The sequence below is a fragment of the Amycolatopsis sp. CFH S0740 genome (assembly GCF_004522315.1).
Classification (GTDB): Bacteria; Actinomycetota; Actinomycetes; order Mycobacteriales; family Pseudonocardiaceae; genus Amycolatopsis; species Amycolatopsis nivea.
The window spans coordinates 63,285-79,588 of sequence record NZ_SDLS01000006.1; the positions used below are offsets into that span (position 1 = coordinate 63,285).

Annotated in this window: 15 protein-coding genes and 1 other RNA gene; 11 read left to right on the top strand and 5 right to left on the bottom strand. The window is 69.4% G+C overall.

What is annotated here, in order from left to right:
• Positions 1-41 precede the first annotated feature (41 nt).
• Positions 42-1,175 carry a sensor histidine kinase gene (locus EIZ45_RS12695; RefSeq protein ID WP_134663399.1) on the bottom strand — a complete coding sequence of 378 codons (1,134 nt, stop codon included), beginning with the start codon at positions 1,173-1,175 and terminating at the stop codon, positions 42-44.
• Positions 1,172-1,864 (bottom strand): sensor domain-containing protein, encoded by a 693-nt coding sequence (locus EIZ45_RS12700; RefSeq protein WP_037818301.1) that lies wholly within the window; start codon positions 1,862-1,864, stop codon positions 1,172-1,174. The genes EIZ45_RS12695 and EIZ45_RS12700 overlap by 4 nt, the downstream gene beginning before the upstream one ends.
• Positions 1,865-2,029: 165 nt before the next feature.
• Here EIZ45_RS12700 and ssrA point away from each other — a divergent pair.
• The 3 genes from ssrA to EIZ45_RS12715 all read left to right on the top strand — a co-directional run bounded on the left by ssrA (position 2,030) and on the right by EIZ45_RS12715 (position 4,483).
• Positions 2,030-2,404: a transfer-messenger RNA gene (gene ssrA / locus EIZ45_RS12705) on the top strand.
• Positions 2,405-2,637: 233 nt separating this feature from the next.
• Positions 2,638-3,717: a type IV toxin-antitoxin system AbiEi family antitoxin gene (locus EIZ45_RS12710; protein WP_167756428.1), complete on the top strand. Its 1,080-nt coding sequence runs from the start codon at positions 2,638-2,640 to the stop codon at positions 3,715-3,717.
• A complete protein-coding gene (locus tag EIZ45_RS12715; protein ID WP_134663397.1) occupies positions 3,686-4,483 on the top strand; it encodes a hypothetical protein in 798 nt (265 codons plus the stop codon). Before EIZ45_RS12710 ends, EIZ45_RS12715 begins: the two co-directional genes overlap by 32 nt.
• A gap of 76 nt (positions 4,484-4,559) precedes the next feature.
• Here EIZ45_RS12715 and EIZ45_RS12720 read toward each other — a convergent pair whose 3' ends face one another.
• Positions 4,560-5,345, bottom strand: coding sequence for an IclR family transcriptional regulator (locus EIZ45_RS12720; RefSeq protein ID WP_134663396.1), 786 nt, complete (start codon positions 5,343-5,345; stop codon positions 4,560-4,562).
• A 170-nt stretch (positions 5,346-5,515) separates the two neighbouring features.
• On the opposite strand from EIZ45_RS12720, the gene hutH reads away from it, so the two are divergent.
• From hutH to EIZ45_RS12760, 8 genes are all read left to right on the top strand, one after another.
• Positions 5,516-7,042, top strand: a complete 1,527-nt coding sequence (hutH, locus tag EIZ45_RS12725; RefSeq protein WP_037818304.1) for a histidine ammonia-lyase — start codon at positions 5,516-5,518, stop codon at positions 7,040-7,042.
• Positions 7,043-7,044: 2 nt separating this feature from the next.
• Positions 7,045-8,706, top strand: a complete 1,662-nt coding sequence (gene hutU / locus EIZ45_RS12730; protein ID WP_037818305.1) for a urocanate hydratase — start codon at positions 7,045-7,047, stop codon at positions 8,704-8,706.
• Complete coding sequence (locus EIZ45_RS12735; RefSeq protein WP_134663395.1) at positions 8,703-9,899, top strand: allantoate amidohydrolase; 1,197 nt, start codon at positions 8,703-8,705, stop codon at positions 9,897-9,899. Before hutU ends, EIZ45_RS12735 begins: the two co-directional genes overlap by 4 nt.
• Positions 9,896-11,200, top strand: a complete 1,305-nt coding sequence (locus EIZ45_RS12740; RefSeq protein ID WP_134663394.1) for a formimidoylglutamate deiminase — start codon at positions 9,896-9,898, stop codon at positions 11,198-11,200. The genes EIZ45_RS12735 and EIZ45_RS12740 overlap by 4 nt, the downstream gene beginning before the upstream one ends.
• Positions 11,188-12,333 (top strand): imidazolonepropionase, encoded by a 1,146-nt coding sequence (gene hutI / locus EIZ45_RS12745; RefSeq protein ID WP_134663393.1) that lies wholly within the window; start codon positions 11,188-11,190, stop codon positions 12,331-12,333. Before EIZ45_RS12740 ends, hutI begins: the two co-directional genes overlap by 13 nt.
• A 183-nt stretch (positions 12,334-12,516) precedes the next feature.
• Positions 12,517-13,722 (top strand): NAD(P)/FAD-dependent oxidoreductase, encoded by a 1,206-nt coding sequence (locus tag EIZ45_RS12750; RefSeq protein ID WP_134663392.1) that lies wholly within the window; start codon positions 12,517-12,519, stop codon positions 13,720-13,722.
• 229 nt (positions 13,723-13,951) lie between these two features.
• Positions 13,952-15,082, top strand: a complete 1,131-nt coding sequence (locus tag EIZ45_RS12755; protein ID WP_134663391.1) for an inorganic phosphate transporter — start codon at positions 13,952-13,954, stop codon at positions 15,080-15,082.
• A gap of 11 nt (positions 15,083-15,093) precedes the next feature.
• A complete protein-coding gene (locus EIZ45_RS12760; RefSeq protein WP_134663390.1) occupies positions 15,094-15,315 on the top strand; it encodes a hypothetical protein in 222 nt (73 codons plus the stop codon).
• Here EIZ45_RS12760 and EIZ45_RS12765 read toward each other — a convergent pair.
• Complete coding sequence (locus EIZ45_RS12765; RefSeq protein WP_134663389.1) at positions 15,312-16,040, bottom strand: hypothetical protein; 729 nt, start codon at positions 16,038-16,040, stop codon at positions 15,312-15,314. The two genes, EIZ45_RS12760 and EIZ45_RS12765, sit on opposite strands and share 4 nt — an antisense overlap.
• Positions 16,037-16,246, bottom strand: coding sequence for a hypothetical protein (locus EIZ45_RS46105; protein ID WP_037818312.1), 210 nt, complete (start codon positions 16,244-16,246; stop codon positions 16,037-16,039). The genes EIZ45_RS12765 and EIZ45_RS46105 overlap by 4 nt, the downstream gene beginning before the upstream one ends.
• Positions 16,247-16,304: the final 58 nt, after the last annotated feature.

The window sequence follows — 16,304 nt, forward strand, 5'->3', positions numbered from 1 at the left end:
GTGAGTGAAAAGCTCCCGGAGGCTATTCACTCACGGACGGGTCACCATTGACACGGCAGGTCCGCCCTGATGACCGTCGGCCCGCCGACTGGGCTCACGACGGTGATCACGCCGTCGATGGTCGCTGCTCGGTCGGCCAGCCCGGCGAGCCCGCCGCCGGGGCGTACCTCGGCGCCGCCGTGGCCGTTGTCGGTGATTTCGGTGATGACGTGCGTGTCCGAGCGCCACACCTTCACCATCGCCTCGGTCGCGCCGGAGTGCTTGGCGATGTTGGTGAGGGTCTCGCCGACGATGAAGTACGCGGTGGTCTCGACCGCGGCCGGCGGGCGGGGCTCGACGTCGACGTGCACGTCCACCGGGATCGGCGACTTCGCGGCCTGTGCGGACAAAGCCGCGTCGAGACCGCGGTCGCCCAGCACGGCGGGGTAGATGCCGCGGGCGAGGTCGCGCAGTTCGGAAACGGCGAGCTTGGCGTCCGAATGGGCCTCGTCGATCAGGTCGCGCACCGCGTTCGGGTCGTTGTCGAACTTCGACTTCGCCCGGCCGAGGCTCATCGCGACCGCCACGAGCCGCTGCTGGGCGCCGTCGTGCAGGTCGCGCTCGATCCGGCGGCGTTCGGCCTCCGCGGCGTCCACGCCCCGCGCTCGCGACGCCTGCAGGTGCTCAGCCTTCTTCTCTAGCTTCTTCGTGCGGTTCGGGCCTAGCAGCGAGAGCGCCAGGTTGCCGTGCAGCCAGCCCAGCCACGGCGTCACCCAGATCGCCATCGGCAGCAGCACGATCGACGCGAGCGCGATCGGCAGCTCGACGATCGACAGCGGGAACGCGGCCAGCAGATAAGCCAGGTCGCGCCAGGTCGTCGGGTCGGACAGCCGGGTCAGCCAGCGGCGGGTCATCGGCTGCCCTTCCAGCGACAGCCGCTCGACCGGGCCCAGCGGGGTGCCGAGCATCCGGCGGGCCCAGCGCCGTTCGAGGTCGCCGGACCAGCGGATGAAGCCGGTGACGGCCAGCAGGATCGGGAAGCCGACCCAGATGATCAGCGTTGCCGTGCCGACGGTCGCGCCGACCACGATCAGGATGAACTGCAGCAGGCGCAGCACGAACGTCGGGATCATGTACCCGATCGTGCGAGCCGGATGCGGACGAGGGTGCTCCGGAGGCGGGTCTTGCGCAGTCATCCGGCCACCGTGATCCCGTCGATCTCGTTCCAGGAGCGCTCCATGCGCCGCCGCTGGGCGACCGTGGGCCGCAGGAACCCGGCCGCGAACGCGGCGTGCAGGGCCGCGAGCCCCTTGGTGAGGGCCACGGCGATCGCGGCGAACAGCACCCCCAGCGCCGCCCAAGGCAGCGCGGCCACCGTCGAGTCGACGACGAACCACTGCACATCGTAGCTCGGGAAGGCGTAGACCCCGTCCGGAAGGAAGCGGTAGTAGATCGGCAGCGCGACCAGGCCGAGACTGACCGCCCACACCGTCACGACCAGCACGAACTCCACCAGGCCGAGCGGGAAGAGCAGGAAGAGGTAGGACAGGTCGCGCCAGGTCGCCGGGTCCTTCAGCCGGGTCAGCCAGCGCTGCTTCTGCCCCGACGGCGGCAACGGCAGATACGGATCGTCGATGTACACGTCGAGCAGCGCGAACACCCGCCCCCGCTCGACCCGCCCCGCGGTCCGCGCGAACAAGACCAGCAGCGCGAGCAGCGGAACGCCGAGCCACACGACGATCGTCCCCAGCCCGGCCGACCCCAGCGTCACGATCAGCGTGAACGAGAGGATCCCGATAGGCAGGTTGAGCAGGAGATACGCCAGCGCCCCGCCCAACGGCGGAGTGCGGCGCCCAAAACTGCGACCGGCGGGCACGGTGACCATGGCGGGGCTCCCTCACTGCGGAAACTGACCTGCTCAGCATGGCCGGGCCGGCACCGGGCAACCAGGGGGCGAGCGGGCATCTTCGAGGTGGGGACAGCCCTACCCCGTGCCGGAATTATCGGGTTGCCGGGCGGGTTATGATGGTGAGGTTACAAGCACCTACAAGGGGGTGAACGGTTTCGACTCTGGACGTTGAATCAAGGGAAGCGTGCCGGTGCAGGCGAGAGACCACCGTAAGCGTCATCGCAACCTAATAAGCGCCAAGGCCAATAGCCAGCGCGACTTCGCTCTCGCTGCCTGATCGCAGTAGAGCAAGTCTGTCGGCCCGGGGTCGCCTCCGACCCGGTCGCCGGCATCAGCTAGGAGGCTTACCGCCGGTCCCGGCCACGGGGCCCGGTAGGGAAGCAAACAGTGGCTGGGCTCGTCACTTCAGCTTGTTCGCGTGACTGAAGGGGCCAAGCAGAGACATAGCGGACTGCGCACGGAGAAGCCTTGAGGAGGCGCTAGAGGACCCGGGTTCAATTCCCGGCACCTCCACTCGATTCGCGGGAGAGCCCTGCCAACGCTTGCGCGTTGGCCAGGGCTCTTCTTCGTCCTTGCCTTTGGGGGTCGGACCCCCAAACCCCCGCCAAGGGGCTGCGCCCCCTGGACCCCCATCGTGGTGGTTGCGTTGCGTGGGCTGGGTGCGTTCCGTGCGTTGCGGGGGCTGGGTGCGTTGGGTGGGTTGGGCGCGTGGGTTGCGGGGGAGGGTTGGTTGTGTTCAAAATATGAGCATGTTCAGTTCAGATGAACATGCGGGTTTGCTGAACGCGATGGGCTGGCCTGCTGAGGTGCGAGCCAGGCTCGAGGAACTTGGCTTGCGGGTCGAGGTGCTCGACGCCGAGGCATCGGCTCCCGATGGCCCGCGCGGACATCAGATGGATGCCGTCGTGCGGCTCACCACGGAATCTGGTGCCGTCCGGACATACGGGGTCGAGATCAAGCGGCGGATGACCGCGGAGCTGGCCACGGCGGTCCATTTCCCGTCGGCGCTTCCGCCGCTGTTGTTCACCGCGCACCTCGGTGATCCGGTCGCCGAGCGGCTGCGTGCCCGGGGGATCGACTACGTGGACACTGCGGGCAATGCCCACCTCGCGTGGGATGACGTTCTGATCGACGTGCGAGGCCGCCGCAAGCCTGCCGCGTCTGCAGGGCGAGCCTCGATGCGAGGCGCGGGAGCCTTTGGCCGAGCTGGCCTTCAGGTTCTGTTCGTCCTGCTCAGCTGGCCGGAGGTGACTGGCTTTTCCTACCGTTTGCTGGCTGCGCTGAGCGGTGTGTCGCTCGGTACGGTCAAGACGGTCATCGACGAACTCACTAATGCCGGTTACTTGTACCAGGCAGGAGGAGAGCGACGGCTTGCCCGCGGAGCCGAACTGCTTGACCGGTGGTCGGAGGCGTACACGATCACTCTGGAACCTGCGCTGGCCCTCGGCGAATTCGAGGCGGCAGACCTTTCGTGGTGGCGGAATTCGCAGGAAGCCCTTTTTTCCCTGCAAGCCCAAGTAGGCGGGGAAGCGGGGGCCAGCCTCCTCGATCCGCATTTGCGGCCCGCCTCACTCACGCTTTACGTCGAAAGCTTGCCTGTCCGGCTCATCGGTCAGCATCGCATGGCCCGGGCGGAAAAAGACGGCAACGTGCACATCCGGACCCGGTTCTGGAAGGAGCCCGCGCCCCAGCCGTGGTCGGAGTCCTGGATCGTGCCCTCTCCCCTGATCTACGCCGACATGCTTGCCTCCGGAGATCCGCGCCAGCGCGAGCACGCAGACCGTATTCGGAGCAGTGATGATCGACTTAAGCGCATCGACCGAACCTGATCTTCATCTCGCCGCGAAAGTACTGACTCGGGTGGACGCCGTCGCCAAGGCGGTGAAAGTCGATTATCTCGTGGTCGGGGCAACAGCACGCACGATCTTGTCGGTCGGACTGGTCGGCAGCCCGCCTGAACGGGCCACCCGGGACATCGACATCGCCGCTGCGATGGGCAACTGGGACGATTTCGAACGATTTGCGGCCAGGCTGAAACGGCGTGGCAGGAGCGTCCATTCTTTTCTGGTAGAGGGCGTCGAAGTCGACGTGGTGCCCTACGGCGGCATCGAGGAGGAAGGCCGGACCATACTCTGGCCCGACGACCATCGGATGAACGTCCGGGGGCTGAGCGAAGCCGTTGCGTCGGCCGAGCAGGTGCTGCTGCCCGGCGGGCTCGTCGTCAAGATTCCCGCAGTGCCCGCGTTGGCCTTGCTCAAGCTCCTGACCTGGTGGGATCGTCGCTTCGAGACCACCCGCGACGCCATCGACCTCGGGACGATGATCGGCTGGTACTCGTCGGGGCCATATCTGGAACGGCTCTATGAAGAGGAAAACAAAGCCCTCGAACGGCAGGACTACGACCCCGCTCTCGCGGGAGCCTGGCTTTTGGGAACGCACTTGCCTGGTCTGCTCGATGTCGAAGGGGTTGAGGTATTGCTCGACATCGTCGGCGATGACGACGTGCTGGGCCGGTTGGCCAACGATGTTCGCCTCGTTCGGGCACCGGACCTTATTTCCGCGTTGGCCGACGGCATCAAGGAAGCAATTGCCTAGGCGGAATGGGTGTTCGGTACTGGCCCCCAGCATCGCGGGAAGCCTTCTGTGGCACCGGCTGCCCTGCGACCGGATCTCATTTTGGGCGGGTGCCGCCGATGTGTGTGGTTAGTGTTGCGGCTGTCGCGGCGACGGCTTCGGCTAGGTCGGGGAAGGTCTCTTCGCAAGGGCCCTCGTCTGGGCAGAGGTGGCGCATTGTCACGCTGATCGCGGCCATCGGCCTGGAACCGTGATCGAACACTGGGGCGGCGACAGAGGCGAAGCCCGCTGTCACGTGACCGTCTTCTACTGACCAGCCGAGGCGGCGTTCGGTCGCCAAGGTGCGGCGTAGTGCGGCCAGCGAATTGGGGCCGCGTGGAGTGCGCAGGACGAACGACGTGGCGGCCGGGAACAAGGCGCGGACGTGGGCGGCTGGCAGGTGTTGCAGCATCGCGCGGCCGGACGCGGTCAGGTGCGCGGGCAGTCGCACGCCGACATCGGTGACGAGGGTTTCCGGGCGGGCTGGGCGTTCCTTGATCAGGTACAGCGATTCGTTGCCGTGCAGGACGCCCAAATGCGCGGTGTGGCCGATGCGGTCGACGAGTTTGCGCAGCAGCGGTCCGGCCAAGCGCTCCAGTGGGTCGTGGCGCAGGTAGGCCGAGCCGAGTTCGAAGGCGGCGATGCCGAGGCCGTAGCGGCGTTCGGCGGGCAGGTGGGTGACGAAACCGGCCGCGGTCAACTCGTTGAGCAGGTGATACGTCGTCGACCGAGGCAACTCCAGGTCGCGCGCGATGGCCGCGGCCGAGACCGGGCCCGCGTGGCCGGCGAGCAGGCGCAGCACGGAGAGGCCGTTGCGCAGGGCGGGAACGTCGGAACTGCTCACTGGGCCTCCTCCGGAAGTGGCGCGAGGGGACCCCTCGCACTGCCCGAACGGAGTATGAGGGGTCCCTTCGCGCCGGTGGTCGAGGCTCTCGCCACGTGTTGTCTTGAATACCAGACACTACCGCGAACTCCGCTCTGTCGCGCGGGCCCGCCGGGAGGTGCAATGGCGGCATGCCGGAACCAGTCCTCCTGAGCTCGAAGCCGATGACCGCGGCGCAGGTTGTCGACATCGTCCGTGGGCACGCGCACGTCGGGCTCGCCGAGACGGTCGAGAAGAACCTCGCCGCCACCCGCCAGCACATCGAAGACCTCGCCGACGCCACGTCGCCGACCTATGGGGTCTCGACCGGGTTCGGCGCGCTCGCCACGCGCCACATTCCCGTCGAGAGCCGGACCGCGCTGCAGCGCAGCCTGATCCGCTCGCACGCCGCGGGCGCCGGGCCCGCGGTGGAGCCGGAGGTGGTGCGCGCCCTGATGCTGCTGCGCCTGCGCACGCTGGCCAGCGGTTACACCGGCGTGCGGCCGCAGACGGCGCAAACGCTTGCGGCGCTGCTCAACGCGGACATCACGCCGGTCGTGCACGAGTACGGTTCGCTCGGCTGCTCCGGCGACCTCGCGCCGCTGGCCGCGGTCGCGCTCGCGTTGATGGGCGAGGGCGAGGTGTTCCACGCAGGCGAGCGGAAGCCCGCCGCGGATGCGTTGCGGGCGGCCGGGATCACGCCGCTCGTGCTGGCCGAGAAAGAGGGCCTCGCGCTCACCAACGGCACCGACGGCATGCTCGGCATGCTGCTGCTCGCCGCCGCCGACCTGCACCGGCTGCTGGACGTCGCCGACCTCACCGCGGCGATGAGCGTCGAGGCGCTGCTGGGCACCGATCGCGCGTTCGCCGCCGATCTGCAGGCGCTGCGTCCGCATCCCGGCCAGGCGACCAGCGCGGCGCGGATGTTCGCGGCGTTGCAGGGGTCGAAGATCGTGGAGAGCCACCGCGGCCCGGACTGCAACCGCGTGCAGGACGCGTACTCGCTGCGGTGCGCCCCGCAGGTGCACGGCGCCGCGCGGGACACGCTGACGCACGCGGAACTGGTCGCGGAGCGGGAACTCTGGTCCGCGGTGGACAACCCGGTGGTGCTGGCCGACGGCCGGGTGGAGTCGAACGGCAACTTCCACGGCGCGCCGGTCGCGTACGTGCTCGACTTCCTCGCGGTGCCGGTGGCGGACGTGGCGAGCATCGCCGAACGCCGCACCGACCGGATGCTCGACCAGGCGCGTTCGCACGGGCTGCCGCCGTTCCTCGCGCACGACCCCGGCGTCGACTCCGGGCACATGATCGCGCAGTACACGCAGGCCGCCGTGGTCAGCGAGCTGAAGCGGCTCGCGGTGCCCGCCTCGGTCGACTCGATCCCGAGCAGCGCGATGCAGGAGGACCACGTGTCCATGGGCTGGTCCGCCGCGCGCAAGCTGCGCAAGGCGGTCGACGGCCTGACCACGGTGCTCGCCGTCGAACTGCTCACCGCTGCCCGCGCGCTCGATTTCCGCGCGCCGCTGCAGCCCTCGCCGGTCACCGGACGCGTCCGGGACCTGCTGCGCACCAAGGTCGAGGGTCCTGGCCCCGACCGTCACCTGGCGCCCGAGATCGCGGCCGCCGAAGAACTCGTGCGGTCGGGCGCTGTCCTGGCCGCGGCCGAACTGGAGGCCTGAGCATGACTAGCACCGCCCGTACCGTCCGCGCCGCCCGCGGCACCTCGCTGACCGCGAAGAACTGGCAGACCGAGGCCGCGCTGCGGATGTTCCACAACAACCTCGACCCCGAGGTCGCCGAACGGCCCGAGGACCTGGTCGTCTACGGCGGCACCGGCCGCGCCGCGCGCAACTGGGCGAGCTTCGACGCGATCACCCGCGAGCTGACCGCGCTGGAGCAGGACGAGACGCTGCTGGTCCAGTCCGGCAAGCCGGTCGGCGTGTTCCGCACGCACGAATGGGCGCCGCGGGTGCTGATCGCGAACTCGAACCTGGTGGGCGACTGGGCGACCTGGCCGGAGTTCCGCAGGCTCGAGCAGCAGGGCCTCACCATGTACGGGCAGATGACCGCCGGTTCGTGGATTTACATTGGCACGCAAGGCATCCTGCAGGGCACCTACGAGACGTTCGCCGCGGTCGCGAAGAAGCGGTTCGGCGGAACGCTGCGCGGCACGCTCACCGTCACCGCCGGGCTCGGCGGCATGGGCGGCGCGCAGCCGCTCGCGGTCACGATGAACGACGGCGTGGCGTTGTGCATCGAGGTCGACGCCCAGCGCGCGCACCGCCGCGTCGAGCACCGCTACCTCGACGAGGTGGCCGACGACCTGGACGACGCGATCCGGCGGGTCACCGCGGCGAAGAAGGAGCGGCGTCCGCTGTCGGTCGGCGTGGTCGGCAACGCCGCCGAGGTGCTGCCGGAGTTGCTGCGCCGCGACGTCGAGGTGGACATCGTCACCGACCAGACGTCGGCACACGACCCGCTGTCCTACCTGCCCAAGGGCATCAGCGTGGACGACTGGCAGGACTACGCGGCCAAGAAGCCGGACGAGTTCACCGACCGGGCGCGCGAGTCGATGGCCGAGCACGTCGACGCGATGCTCGGGTTCCTCGACCGCGGTGCCGAGGTCTTCGACTACGGCAACTCCCTGCGCGGCGAGGCGAAACTCGGCGGCTGCGCGCGCGCGTTCGACTTCCCGGGCTTCGTGCCCGCCTACATCCGGCCGCTGTTCTGCGAGGGCAACGGGCCGTTCCGCTGGGCCGCGCTTTCCGGCGACCCGGAGGACATCGCCGCGACCGACCGCGCGATGCTCGAACTGTTCCCGGAGAACGAATCGCTGGCCCGCTGGATCAAGATGGCCGGCGATCGCGTGGCGTTCCAGGGCCTGCCCGCCCGGATCTGCTGGCTCGGCTACGGCGAACGGCACCTGGCCGGCCTGCGCTTCAACGAGATGGTGGCCAGCGGCGAGCTGAAGGCCCCGGTCGTGATCGGCCGCGACCACCTCGACTCGGGCAGCGTCGCCTCGCCGTACCGCGAGACCGAGGGCATGGCCGACGGCTCCGACGCGATCGCCGACTGGCCGCTGCTCAACGCGCTGGTCAACACCTCGTCCGGGGCGAGCTGGGTGTCCATCCACCACGGCGGCGGGGTCGGCATGGGCCGGTCCATCCACGCCGGGCAGGTGAGCGTCGCGGACGGCACGCCGCTGGCGGCGCAGAAGCTGGAGCGGGTGCTCACGAACGACCCGGGCATGGGCGTCATCCGGCACGTCGACGCCGGATACGACCGCGCGGCCGAGGTCGCCGACGAGCGTGGCGTCCGGGTGCCGATGCGGGAGCAGGCGTGACCGCATCCGGGCTGCTCGGCGAGATCGCCGACGTCGGGCGCGACGCCCGGCGCGGCGGTTACTCGCGGCACGCGTTCGATGCGCCGGAACACGACCTGCGCACGTGGTTCGTCGAACGGGCGCAGCAACTGGGCCTCGACGTCGAGACCGATCGCAACGGCAACCTGTGGGCGTGGTGGGGCGCTCCTGGTGCGGACGCGGTCGTCACCGGCAGCCATCTGGACTCGGTGCCGGGCGGCGGCGCGTTCGACGGTCCGCTCGGCGTCGTGAGTGCGCTGGCGACGGTGGAAGCGTTGCAGGCCAAGGGGTTCCGTCCGGTCAAGCCGTTCGCGGTGGTGGTCTTCGCCGAGGAGGAGGGCGGGCGCTTCGGCGTGCCGTGTCTCGGTTCGCGGCTGCTCACCGGGACGATCGACGCGGACCGGGCGCGGGCGCTGCGGGATCCGTCCGGCGTCACGTTCGCCGAGGCCGCGGCGAAGTCCGGGCTGGACGTGGACCGGGTCGGCGCGGATCCGGACCGGCTCGGGATGATCGGGCAGTTCCTGGAACTGCACGTCGAACAGGGCAGGGGGCTGATCGACCTCGGTTCGCCGGTGGCGGTCGGCAACACGGTGATCGCGCACGGCCGGTGGCGATTCTCCTTTGCCGGGCAGGGAAACCACGCAGGTGCGACGTTGCTCGCGGACCGGGTCGACCCGATGCTTCCCGCCGCCGAGACCGTGGTCGCGGTGCGGCGGCTGGCGCGGAAGACGTCGGACGCGCGGGCGACTGTGGGACGGCTGGTACCCACGCCGGGCGGGACGAACGTGATCGCGTCCACTGTGGACATGTGGTTGGACGCACGCGTTCCGGGCACTGCGACGCCGGTGCTGGTCGAGGAGATCACTCAGGCGGCGCGGGCCGCTGCCGAGGCGGAAGGGTGCGAGCTGGCGGTCACGCGCGAGTCGTACTCCGACGACGTGGTGTTCGACCAGGCGCTGCGGCGGTCGCTGGGGGAGTGGCTGGGCAATCCGCCCGAGCTGCCCACCGGCGCCGGGCACGACGCGGCGATCCTGTCGGGATTCGTGCCGTCCGGGATGCTGTACGTCCGCAATCCGACCGGGATCAGCCACGCGCCCGAGGAATTCGCTGAGGCGGACGACGTCGAGGCCGGTGCGCGGGCGCTCGCCGAGGTGCTGGAGCGGCTCGCGAGATGACCACGTACTGGTGCGAACGGGCCTGGCTGCCCGACGGGGTCGCGGAAGCGGTCCGGATCGAGATCGCCGACGGCCGGATCGTTTCGGTGACCGCCAATGCGGAGAAGACCGGAACCATCCTTAACGGACTGACGCTCCCCGGGTTCGCCAACGGGCATTCGCACGCGTTCCACCGCGCGTTGCGGGGCCGGACGCACCACGAGCGGGGCACGTTCTGGACGTGGCGGGAGCGGATGTACTCGCTCGCCGCCCGGCTCGATCCGGATTCGTACTACCGGCTCGCCCGGGGCGTTTACGCAGAGATGGTGCTGGCGGGGTACACGAGCGTCGCCGAGTTCCACTATCTGCACCACGGTCCGGGCGGCAAGCCGTACGCGTCGCCCAATGCGATGGGTGACGCGTTGCGGCAGGCCGCGCGGGACGCCGGGATCCGGATGACCCTGCTCGACACCTGCTACCTCGCGGGCGGGATCGGTGTGCCACCGGACGAGGTACAGCAGCGGTTTTCGGACGGTTCCGCCGAGAAGTGGGCGGAACGCGTTGCGCTGCTGAAGGAAGACGACCTGTTCCGCGTCGGCGGGGCGATCCACTCGGTGCGTGCGGTGCCGGAGTACGAGCTGCCGAAGGTGGACAACGCGGTGCCGAAGGACCGGCCGTTGCACATCCACCTGTCCGAACAGCGTGCGGAGAACGAGCAGTGCGCGGTCGCGTATCGCTGGACGCCGACCGGGTTGCTCTGGGATTACGGCGTGCTCGGCGAACGGCTCACCGCGGTGCATGCGACGCATCTGACCGAGCAGGACATCAAGTGGCTGGGTGATTCCCGAAGCGGCGCGTGCTTCTGCCCGACCACCGAACGGGACCTCGGCGACGGCATCGGCCCGGCCCGGAGCCTGCTGGACGCGGGCGCGCGGCTCGGCATCGGGAGCGACAGCAACGCGGTGGTCGACGCGTTCGAGGAGACCCGGGCGCTGGAGCTGGACGACCGGCTCGCCAGCGAGGAGCGCGGCCGGTTCACCGCGGAAGAGCTGCTCGCCGCTGGCACCGAGCACATCTCCGCAGGCTGGCCGGAGACCGGCGCTCTCGCGGCTGGTGCTGGGGCAGACCTGGTCACGGTCGCGACGGACACGGTTCGCACGGCCGGGATCGAACCGTCCGGCGTGCTGTTCGCCGCCGCGGCCGCGGACGTCCGTACCGTCGTGGTGGCTGGGCGGGAAGTGGTGCGCGACAGTGCGCACGTGCTGATCGAACGACCGGAAACCTTACTGGCCAAGGAGATCGAGGCGCTGTGGCAGTTCTGATCACCGGAATCGGCGAGCTCACCACGAACGATCCGGAGCTGGGCAAGCTCCGCGACGCCGCGCTGGTGCTCGACGGCGAGACCGTCGCGTGGGCGGGTCCGGCTGCGCAGGCGCCGGACGCCGACGAGCGCGTCGACGTCGAGGGCCGTGCCGTGCTGCCTGGGTGGGTCGACAGCCACACGCATCTCGTGTTCGCGGGCGACCGCACCGCCGAGTTCGAGGCGCGGATGGCCGGACAGGCTTACGCGGCAGGCGGAATCGCGGTCACCGTTGATGCGACGCGGGCGGCTTCGGACGAGCAACTGGAGGCGAATCTGCGTCGACATGTCGAGGAAGCGGCTGCGCAGGGCACGACCTGCCTGGAGACGAAGACGGGATACGGCCTCACCGTCGCCGACGAGGCACGGTCGGCGCGGATCGCGGGCGAGGTCGCGGACGAGGTGACCTTCCTGGGAGCGCATCTCGTGCCGCCGGGCGCCGACGCGGAGTCCTATGTGGACTTGGTCTGCGGCGAGATGCTGGACGCGGTCGCGCCGCACGTGCGGTGGGCCGATGTGTTCTGCGAGACCGGCGCGTTCGACGAGGCGCAGTCGGCGCGCGTGCTCAAAGCGGCGGCGGAGCGCGGGCTTGGGCTGCGGGTGCACGGCAATCAGCTCGGCGAAGGGCCGGGCGTGCGGCTGGCGGTGGAGCTGGACGCGGCGAGTGTCGACCACTGCACGTACCTGAGCGATGCCGATGTCGAGGCGCTCGCGTCGTCCAACACGGTCGCGACGATCCTGCCCGCCTGCGATCTGTCCACCCGGCAAGCGCTGGCACCGGCACGTCGGCTGCTCGACGCCGGCGCGACGGTCGCATTGGCCAGCAACGCCAATCCCGGCAGCTCGTACACCACGTCGGTGGCGTTCTGCGTGACGACGGCCGTGCTTCAGCTGCGGATGACCGTCGACGAGGCGGTGTGGTCGGCGACCGCCGGCGGGGCGCGGGCACTTCGCCGCGACGACGTCGGCTACTTGCGCCCGGGTGCGCGGGCGGATGTGCACGTACTCGACGCGCCGTCGACTACGCATCTCGCTTATCGGCCCGGGGTCCCGTTGACCCACTCGGTGTGGCGGAAAGGGGCAAGGGTGCGTTAATCGGTGGCGACGGCGTCCGCGGCTGCGCTAACGTGAAGGAGAACAGGACGCGCGAAAGACCATTGTCCGGTATGGGTTAGGCCGGACGACTCATTCGCTCTGTTTCCGAGCGCCCGGCTAAGGCGGGCCGAGCCCAGTGCGTCCCTCTCGAACCAGAACGTTGGTACGGAAGGGACTTCGCTGATGGCGAATAACGTGAACAACGCGGACAACACTGTGCTCGTGATCGGGGCCGGGCTCGGCGGGCTGTGTCTCGCGCAGGGCCTGCGCAAAGCCGGGATCCCGTGCGAGGTCTACGAACGCGATTCCGCGCTGGACGCGCGTCGGCAGGGGTATCGGCTGCACATCGATTCCCGCGGCGACCAGGCGTTGCGGGAAGTTCTGCCGGCGCACCTGCACGAGCTGTTCCTCTCCACCTCGGGTCAGCCGCGCAACGTCACCACGATCTACGACAGCCAGCTGACGCCACGCACCGAGTTCGTGCTGGACGACGGCGAGGTCCAGCGCAACGTCAACCGGTTCACCCTGCGGCAGATTCTGTTCGAGGGCCTCGACAACGTCCATTTCGGCAAGGAGTTCGTGCGGTACGAGAAGCACGAGAACGGCGTGATCGCGCACTTCGCCGACGGCACCCAGGCGCGCGGCGCGGTTCTCGTCGGCGCGGACGGGGTGAATTCGCCGGTGCGCCGCCAATATCTCCCGCACGCGCGGGTCGTCGACACCGGATTGCGCCAGCTGTACGCGAAGATCCCGCTCACCGAGGCGACCCGGGAACTGTTCGACCCGGAGATGTTCGCCGTGTTCAGCATCGTTTCCGGGCCGCACAAGCAGATGATCGGGTTCGCGCCGGTCGACTACCCGGAGCCGATCGCCGACGCCTGCGCGCGGCTCGCGCCGCAGGTCCGGCTCAGCCCGGACGAGCCGTACATGACCTGCGCTTTCGGTGCGCGCCAGGAAGTCTTCGGGCGGACGGACGACGAACTCCGCGCGCTGTCCGCGGACGAGATGCAGAAGCTCGTGCTCGACCGGGTCGCGGACTGGAACCCGCGCGTCCGCCGGATGGTCGAAAGCTGGCTTCCGGACTCGCCGTTCCTCGTTTCGATCCGGACCAGCGTGCCGATCGGGCCGTGGGAGCCGTCGCGGGTGTGTCTGGTCGGCGACGCGATCCACGCGATGAGCCCGGCTGCCGGGGCGGGCGCCAACACCGCGATGCGCGACGGTGCTGCGCTCGCTGCCGCGTTGAGCAGCGGTTCGGCGGATGCGATCGGGGAATACGAGGCGGAAATGCGCCGGTATGGCTTCGCCGCGGTCCGGGAATCCGCCGCGAACGGGGCGCAGCACCTGGGGCAGAACCCATTGCCGGAAATGTCTTCGGCGTCCTTTTCCTGACCGGGTGCGGGGGCAGAGCTCCTGCCCCCGGCCCCCATCCTCGCGCGCAGTCCGGAAGCTCAAGGGCGACGATGAAAAAGGACCAGCAGGTAACCGGCGGAAAACCTGCGGCGTCGGCAAGATCTCGTTCATTCAGAGTTCAACTACTGGCCACTCGCTGAGGGATCTGGAGACCCCGCCCGCGTAGGTACCGTCACTCCCGCAGGACACTCCGGACTGGAGAGCGGGCATGGACTTTTCTCTCATCGTCCTGGTGGTGATCGTCGCGGCGCTGGCCTTCGACTTCACCAACGGGTTCCACGACACGGCCAACGCGATGGCCACCTCGATCGCCACCGGTGCGCTGAAGCCCCGGGTCGCGGTCGCGATCTCGGCGGTGCTGAATCTCGTCGGCGCGTTCCTTTCGATCGAGGTCGCGAAAACCATTTCCGGCGGGATCGTCGACGACACCAAAGTCACGCCGGTGGTGATTTTCGCCGGACTGGTCGGGGCCATCGTCTGGAATCTCGTGACGTGGCTGGTCGGGCTGCCGTCGAGTTCGTCGCACGCGTTGTTCGGCGGGCTGATCGGGGCGACCTGGATCGCGTCCGGCGCGGATGCCGTGCACTTCGCGAAGGTCGTCGAAAAGGTGCTGATCCCGGCGATCGCGTCGCCAGTGGTGGCGGGAATCGTCGCGATCGTCGGCACTTTCCTCGTTTACCGCATCACCGCCAAGGCCCGGCAAGACGTGGTCGGCAAGGGGTTTAAGACCGGTCAGGTGCTTTCGGCGAGCTTGGTGTCGCTCGCGCACGGCACCAACGACGCGCAGAAGACGATGGGCGTCATCACGCTCGCGCTGATCGCGGGCGGTTCGCTCGCGCCGGGGTCGAACCCGCCGGTGTGGGTCATCCTCGCCTCCGGCGCGGCGATCGCGCTGGGCACCTACTTCGGCGGTTGGCGGATCATCCAGACGATGGGCAAGAAGCTCACCGAAATCCAGACGCCGCAAGGCTTTGCCGCCGAGACGAGTTCCGCGGCGGTCATCCTGGCCTCGTCGCACCTCGGCTTCGCGCTGTCGACCACGCACGTCACCTCGGGCGGCATCATCGGCTCCGGGCTCGGCCGGAAACTCGCCGAGGTCCGCTGGGGCGTCGCGGGCAAGATGGTGATCGCCTGGGCGCTCACGCTGCCCGCCGCCGCGATCGTCGGGGCCGTCGCCGCCGCGGTTTCCACCCGGGGCAGCTGGGGAACTGTCCTCGTCGGCGGCGTCGGAGTGCTGCTCGCACTGGGCATCTGGCTCGCGTCGCGGCGCAACCCGGTCACGCCGGCCACCGTCAACAACGAGCCGGAGGCCGCCGAGGCCGCCCCGGTCGCGGCCTGAGGGAGCACGACATGGCGATCAACTGGGGTGCCCTGGGCATCGTTTTCGTGGTGGCGCTGGCCGCGGCGGTTGTGCTGACCGGGCTGTTCGCGTACGGCGTACGCGGCCTCTCTGAGCGGGTGACGGCGCGGGCGCACGGCGGCAGTGGCACGGTTCAGCTGACCGGCGCGGTGGTGTGTTTCGCGGTTTGTGCGGCGGTGATCGGGTACGGGATCTATCTGATCGTGGCTTAGGCGAGTGCCGCCTCGGCGCGGGTTCGCAGTTCTTCCGGAAGTTCGTCGAGCAGCGGCCGGACCGTCGCTCGGCGGGCTTCGTTCAGGTGGGCCAGGACGTCCAGCGCCGGGGCCCACAGCGACTCGTCCGCCGCGGCGGTGCGGACCAGTGCGGGCAAGCGGTCCTCGCCGACCAGGCTGAGTACATGGTCGATCCGGCTCCGGTCGTCCAGGACGTACGCGGTGTGCAGGAGACCGGCATCGTCCAGCAGGCCTACGCAGCGGCTGACCGTGTCGTCCGGCAGGTGGCCGACGAACCGGCCCAGCGTGATCCAGTCTTCGCGGCGGGTCAGTTCCTCGGCGACCGCCACGACGGTCGTCACCGGGATCCGGGTGATGATCGAAGTGGCCCGCCGCGGGTCCAGTTCCGCCGCGACCGAGGCGAGGAACTTCGGCGACAGCCGTTTCGCGACGTCGACGCCGCGTGACACGTCGACCAGTCCGGCGATCCGCGCGCACAGCAGCGGGCCGAACACCTTCTCCGCGATCTTCGCGGTCACCCCGGCCGGCAGCAGCTTGCTCGCCAGCGCCATCCGCTCCAGCACGACGAGGTTCGCGTCGAACAGCGTGGTCGTCATCTGCTCGCGCAGCAGCCGCACCTCGCCCTGGTCGACGTCGGCGAGGTAGTCGAGCCGGGCGGGGTCGACGTCGAGGACCCGGGCGAGTTTGAGGATTTCCGGGTTCACAGGCCGACCGCTTTCCGCACCGCGCCGCGCAGCAGCGCGGGCACGTACTTCAGGCTTTCCTCACCCGCGCGGGCGAGCGCCTGCGCCTGCCGGTGCCGGGCGTCCCGCAAGGCCGCCGACAGATCCTGTTTGTGCTGCTCAGGCAGGGATTCGATGCCGTCCGGCAAGGGAGCGCCGAGCTGCTCGGCCAGGGTGCGTTCAGCCATGGTGACCCATCATGCCTCACGATCTCGACCTTGACTTTCGGCAGTGGTGACGAATCGG

What these genes read in the sequence shown, in the direction of transcription:
- EIZ45_RS12695 (WP_134663399.1), bottom strand. Translation starts at nt 1,175, where the DNA reads ATGACTGCGCAAGACCCGCCTCCGGAGCACCCTCGTCCGCATCCGGCT.
- EIZ45_RS12700 (WP_037818301.1), bottom strand. Translation starts at nt 1,864, where the DNA reads ATGGTCACCGTGCCCGCCGGTCGCAGTTTTGGGCGCCGCACTCCGCCG.
- EIZ45_RS12710 (WP_167756428.1), top strand. Translation starts at nt 2,638, where the DNA reads ATGTTCAGTTCAGATGAACATGCGGGTTTGCTGAACGCGATGGGCTGG.
- EIZ45_RS12715 (WP_134663397.1), top strand. Translation starts at nt 3,686, where the DNA reads ATGATCGACTTAAGCGCATCGACCGAACCTGATCTTCATCTCGCCGCG.
- hutH (WP_037818304.1), top strand. Translation starts at nt 5,516, where the DNA reads ATGCCGGAACCAGTCCTCCTGAGCTCGAAGCCGATGACCGCGGCGCAG.
- hutU (WP_037818305.1), top strand. Translation starts at nt 7,045, where the DNA reads ATGACTAGCACCGCCCGTACCGTCCGCGCCGCCCGCGGCACCTCGCTG.
- EIZ45_RS12740 (WP_134663394.1), top strand. Translation starts at nt 9,896, where the DNA reads ATGACCACGTACTGGTGCGAACGGGCCTGGCTGCCCGACGGGGTCGCG.
- EIZ45_RS12750 (WP_134663392.1), top strand. Translation starts at nt 12,517, where the DNA reads ATGGCGAATAACGTGAACAACGCGGACAACACTGTGCTCGTGATCGGG.
- EIZ45_RS12755 (WP_134663391.1), top strand. Translation starts at nt 13,952, where the DNA reads ATGGACTTTTCTCTCATCGTCCTGGTGGTGATCGTCGCGGCGCTGGCC.
- EIZ45_RS12760 (WP_134663390.1), top strand. Translation starts at nt 15,094, where the DNA reads ATGGCGATCAACTGGGGTGCCCTGGGCATCGTTTTCGTGGTGGCGCTG.
- EIZ45_RS46105 (WP_037818312.1), bottom strand. Translation starts at nt 16,246, where the DNA reads ATGGCTGAACGCACCCTGGCCGAGCAGCTCGGCGCTCCCTTGCCGGAC.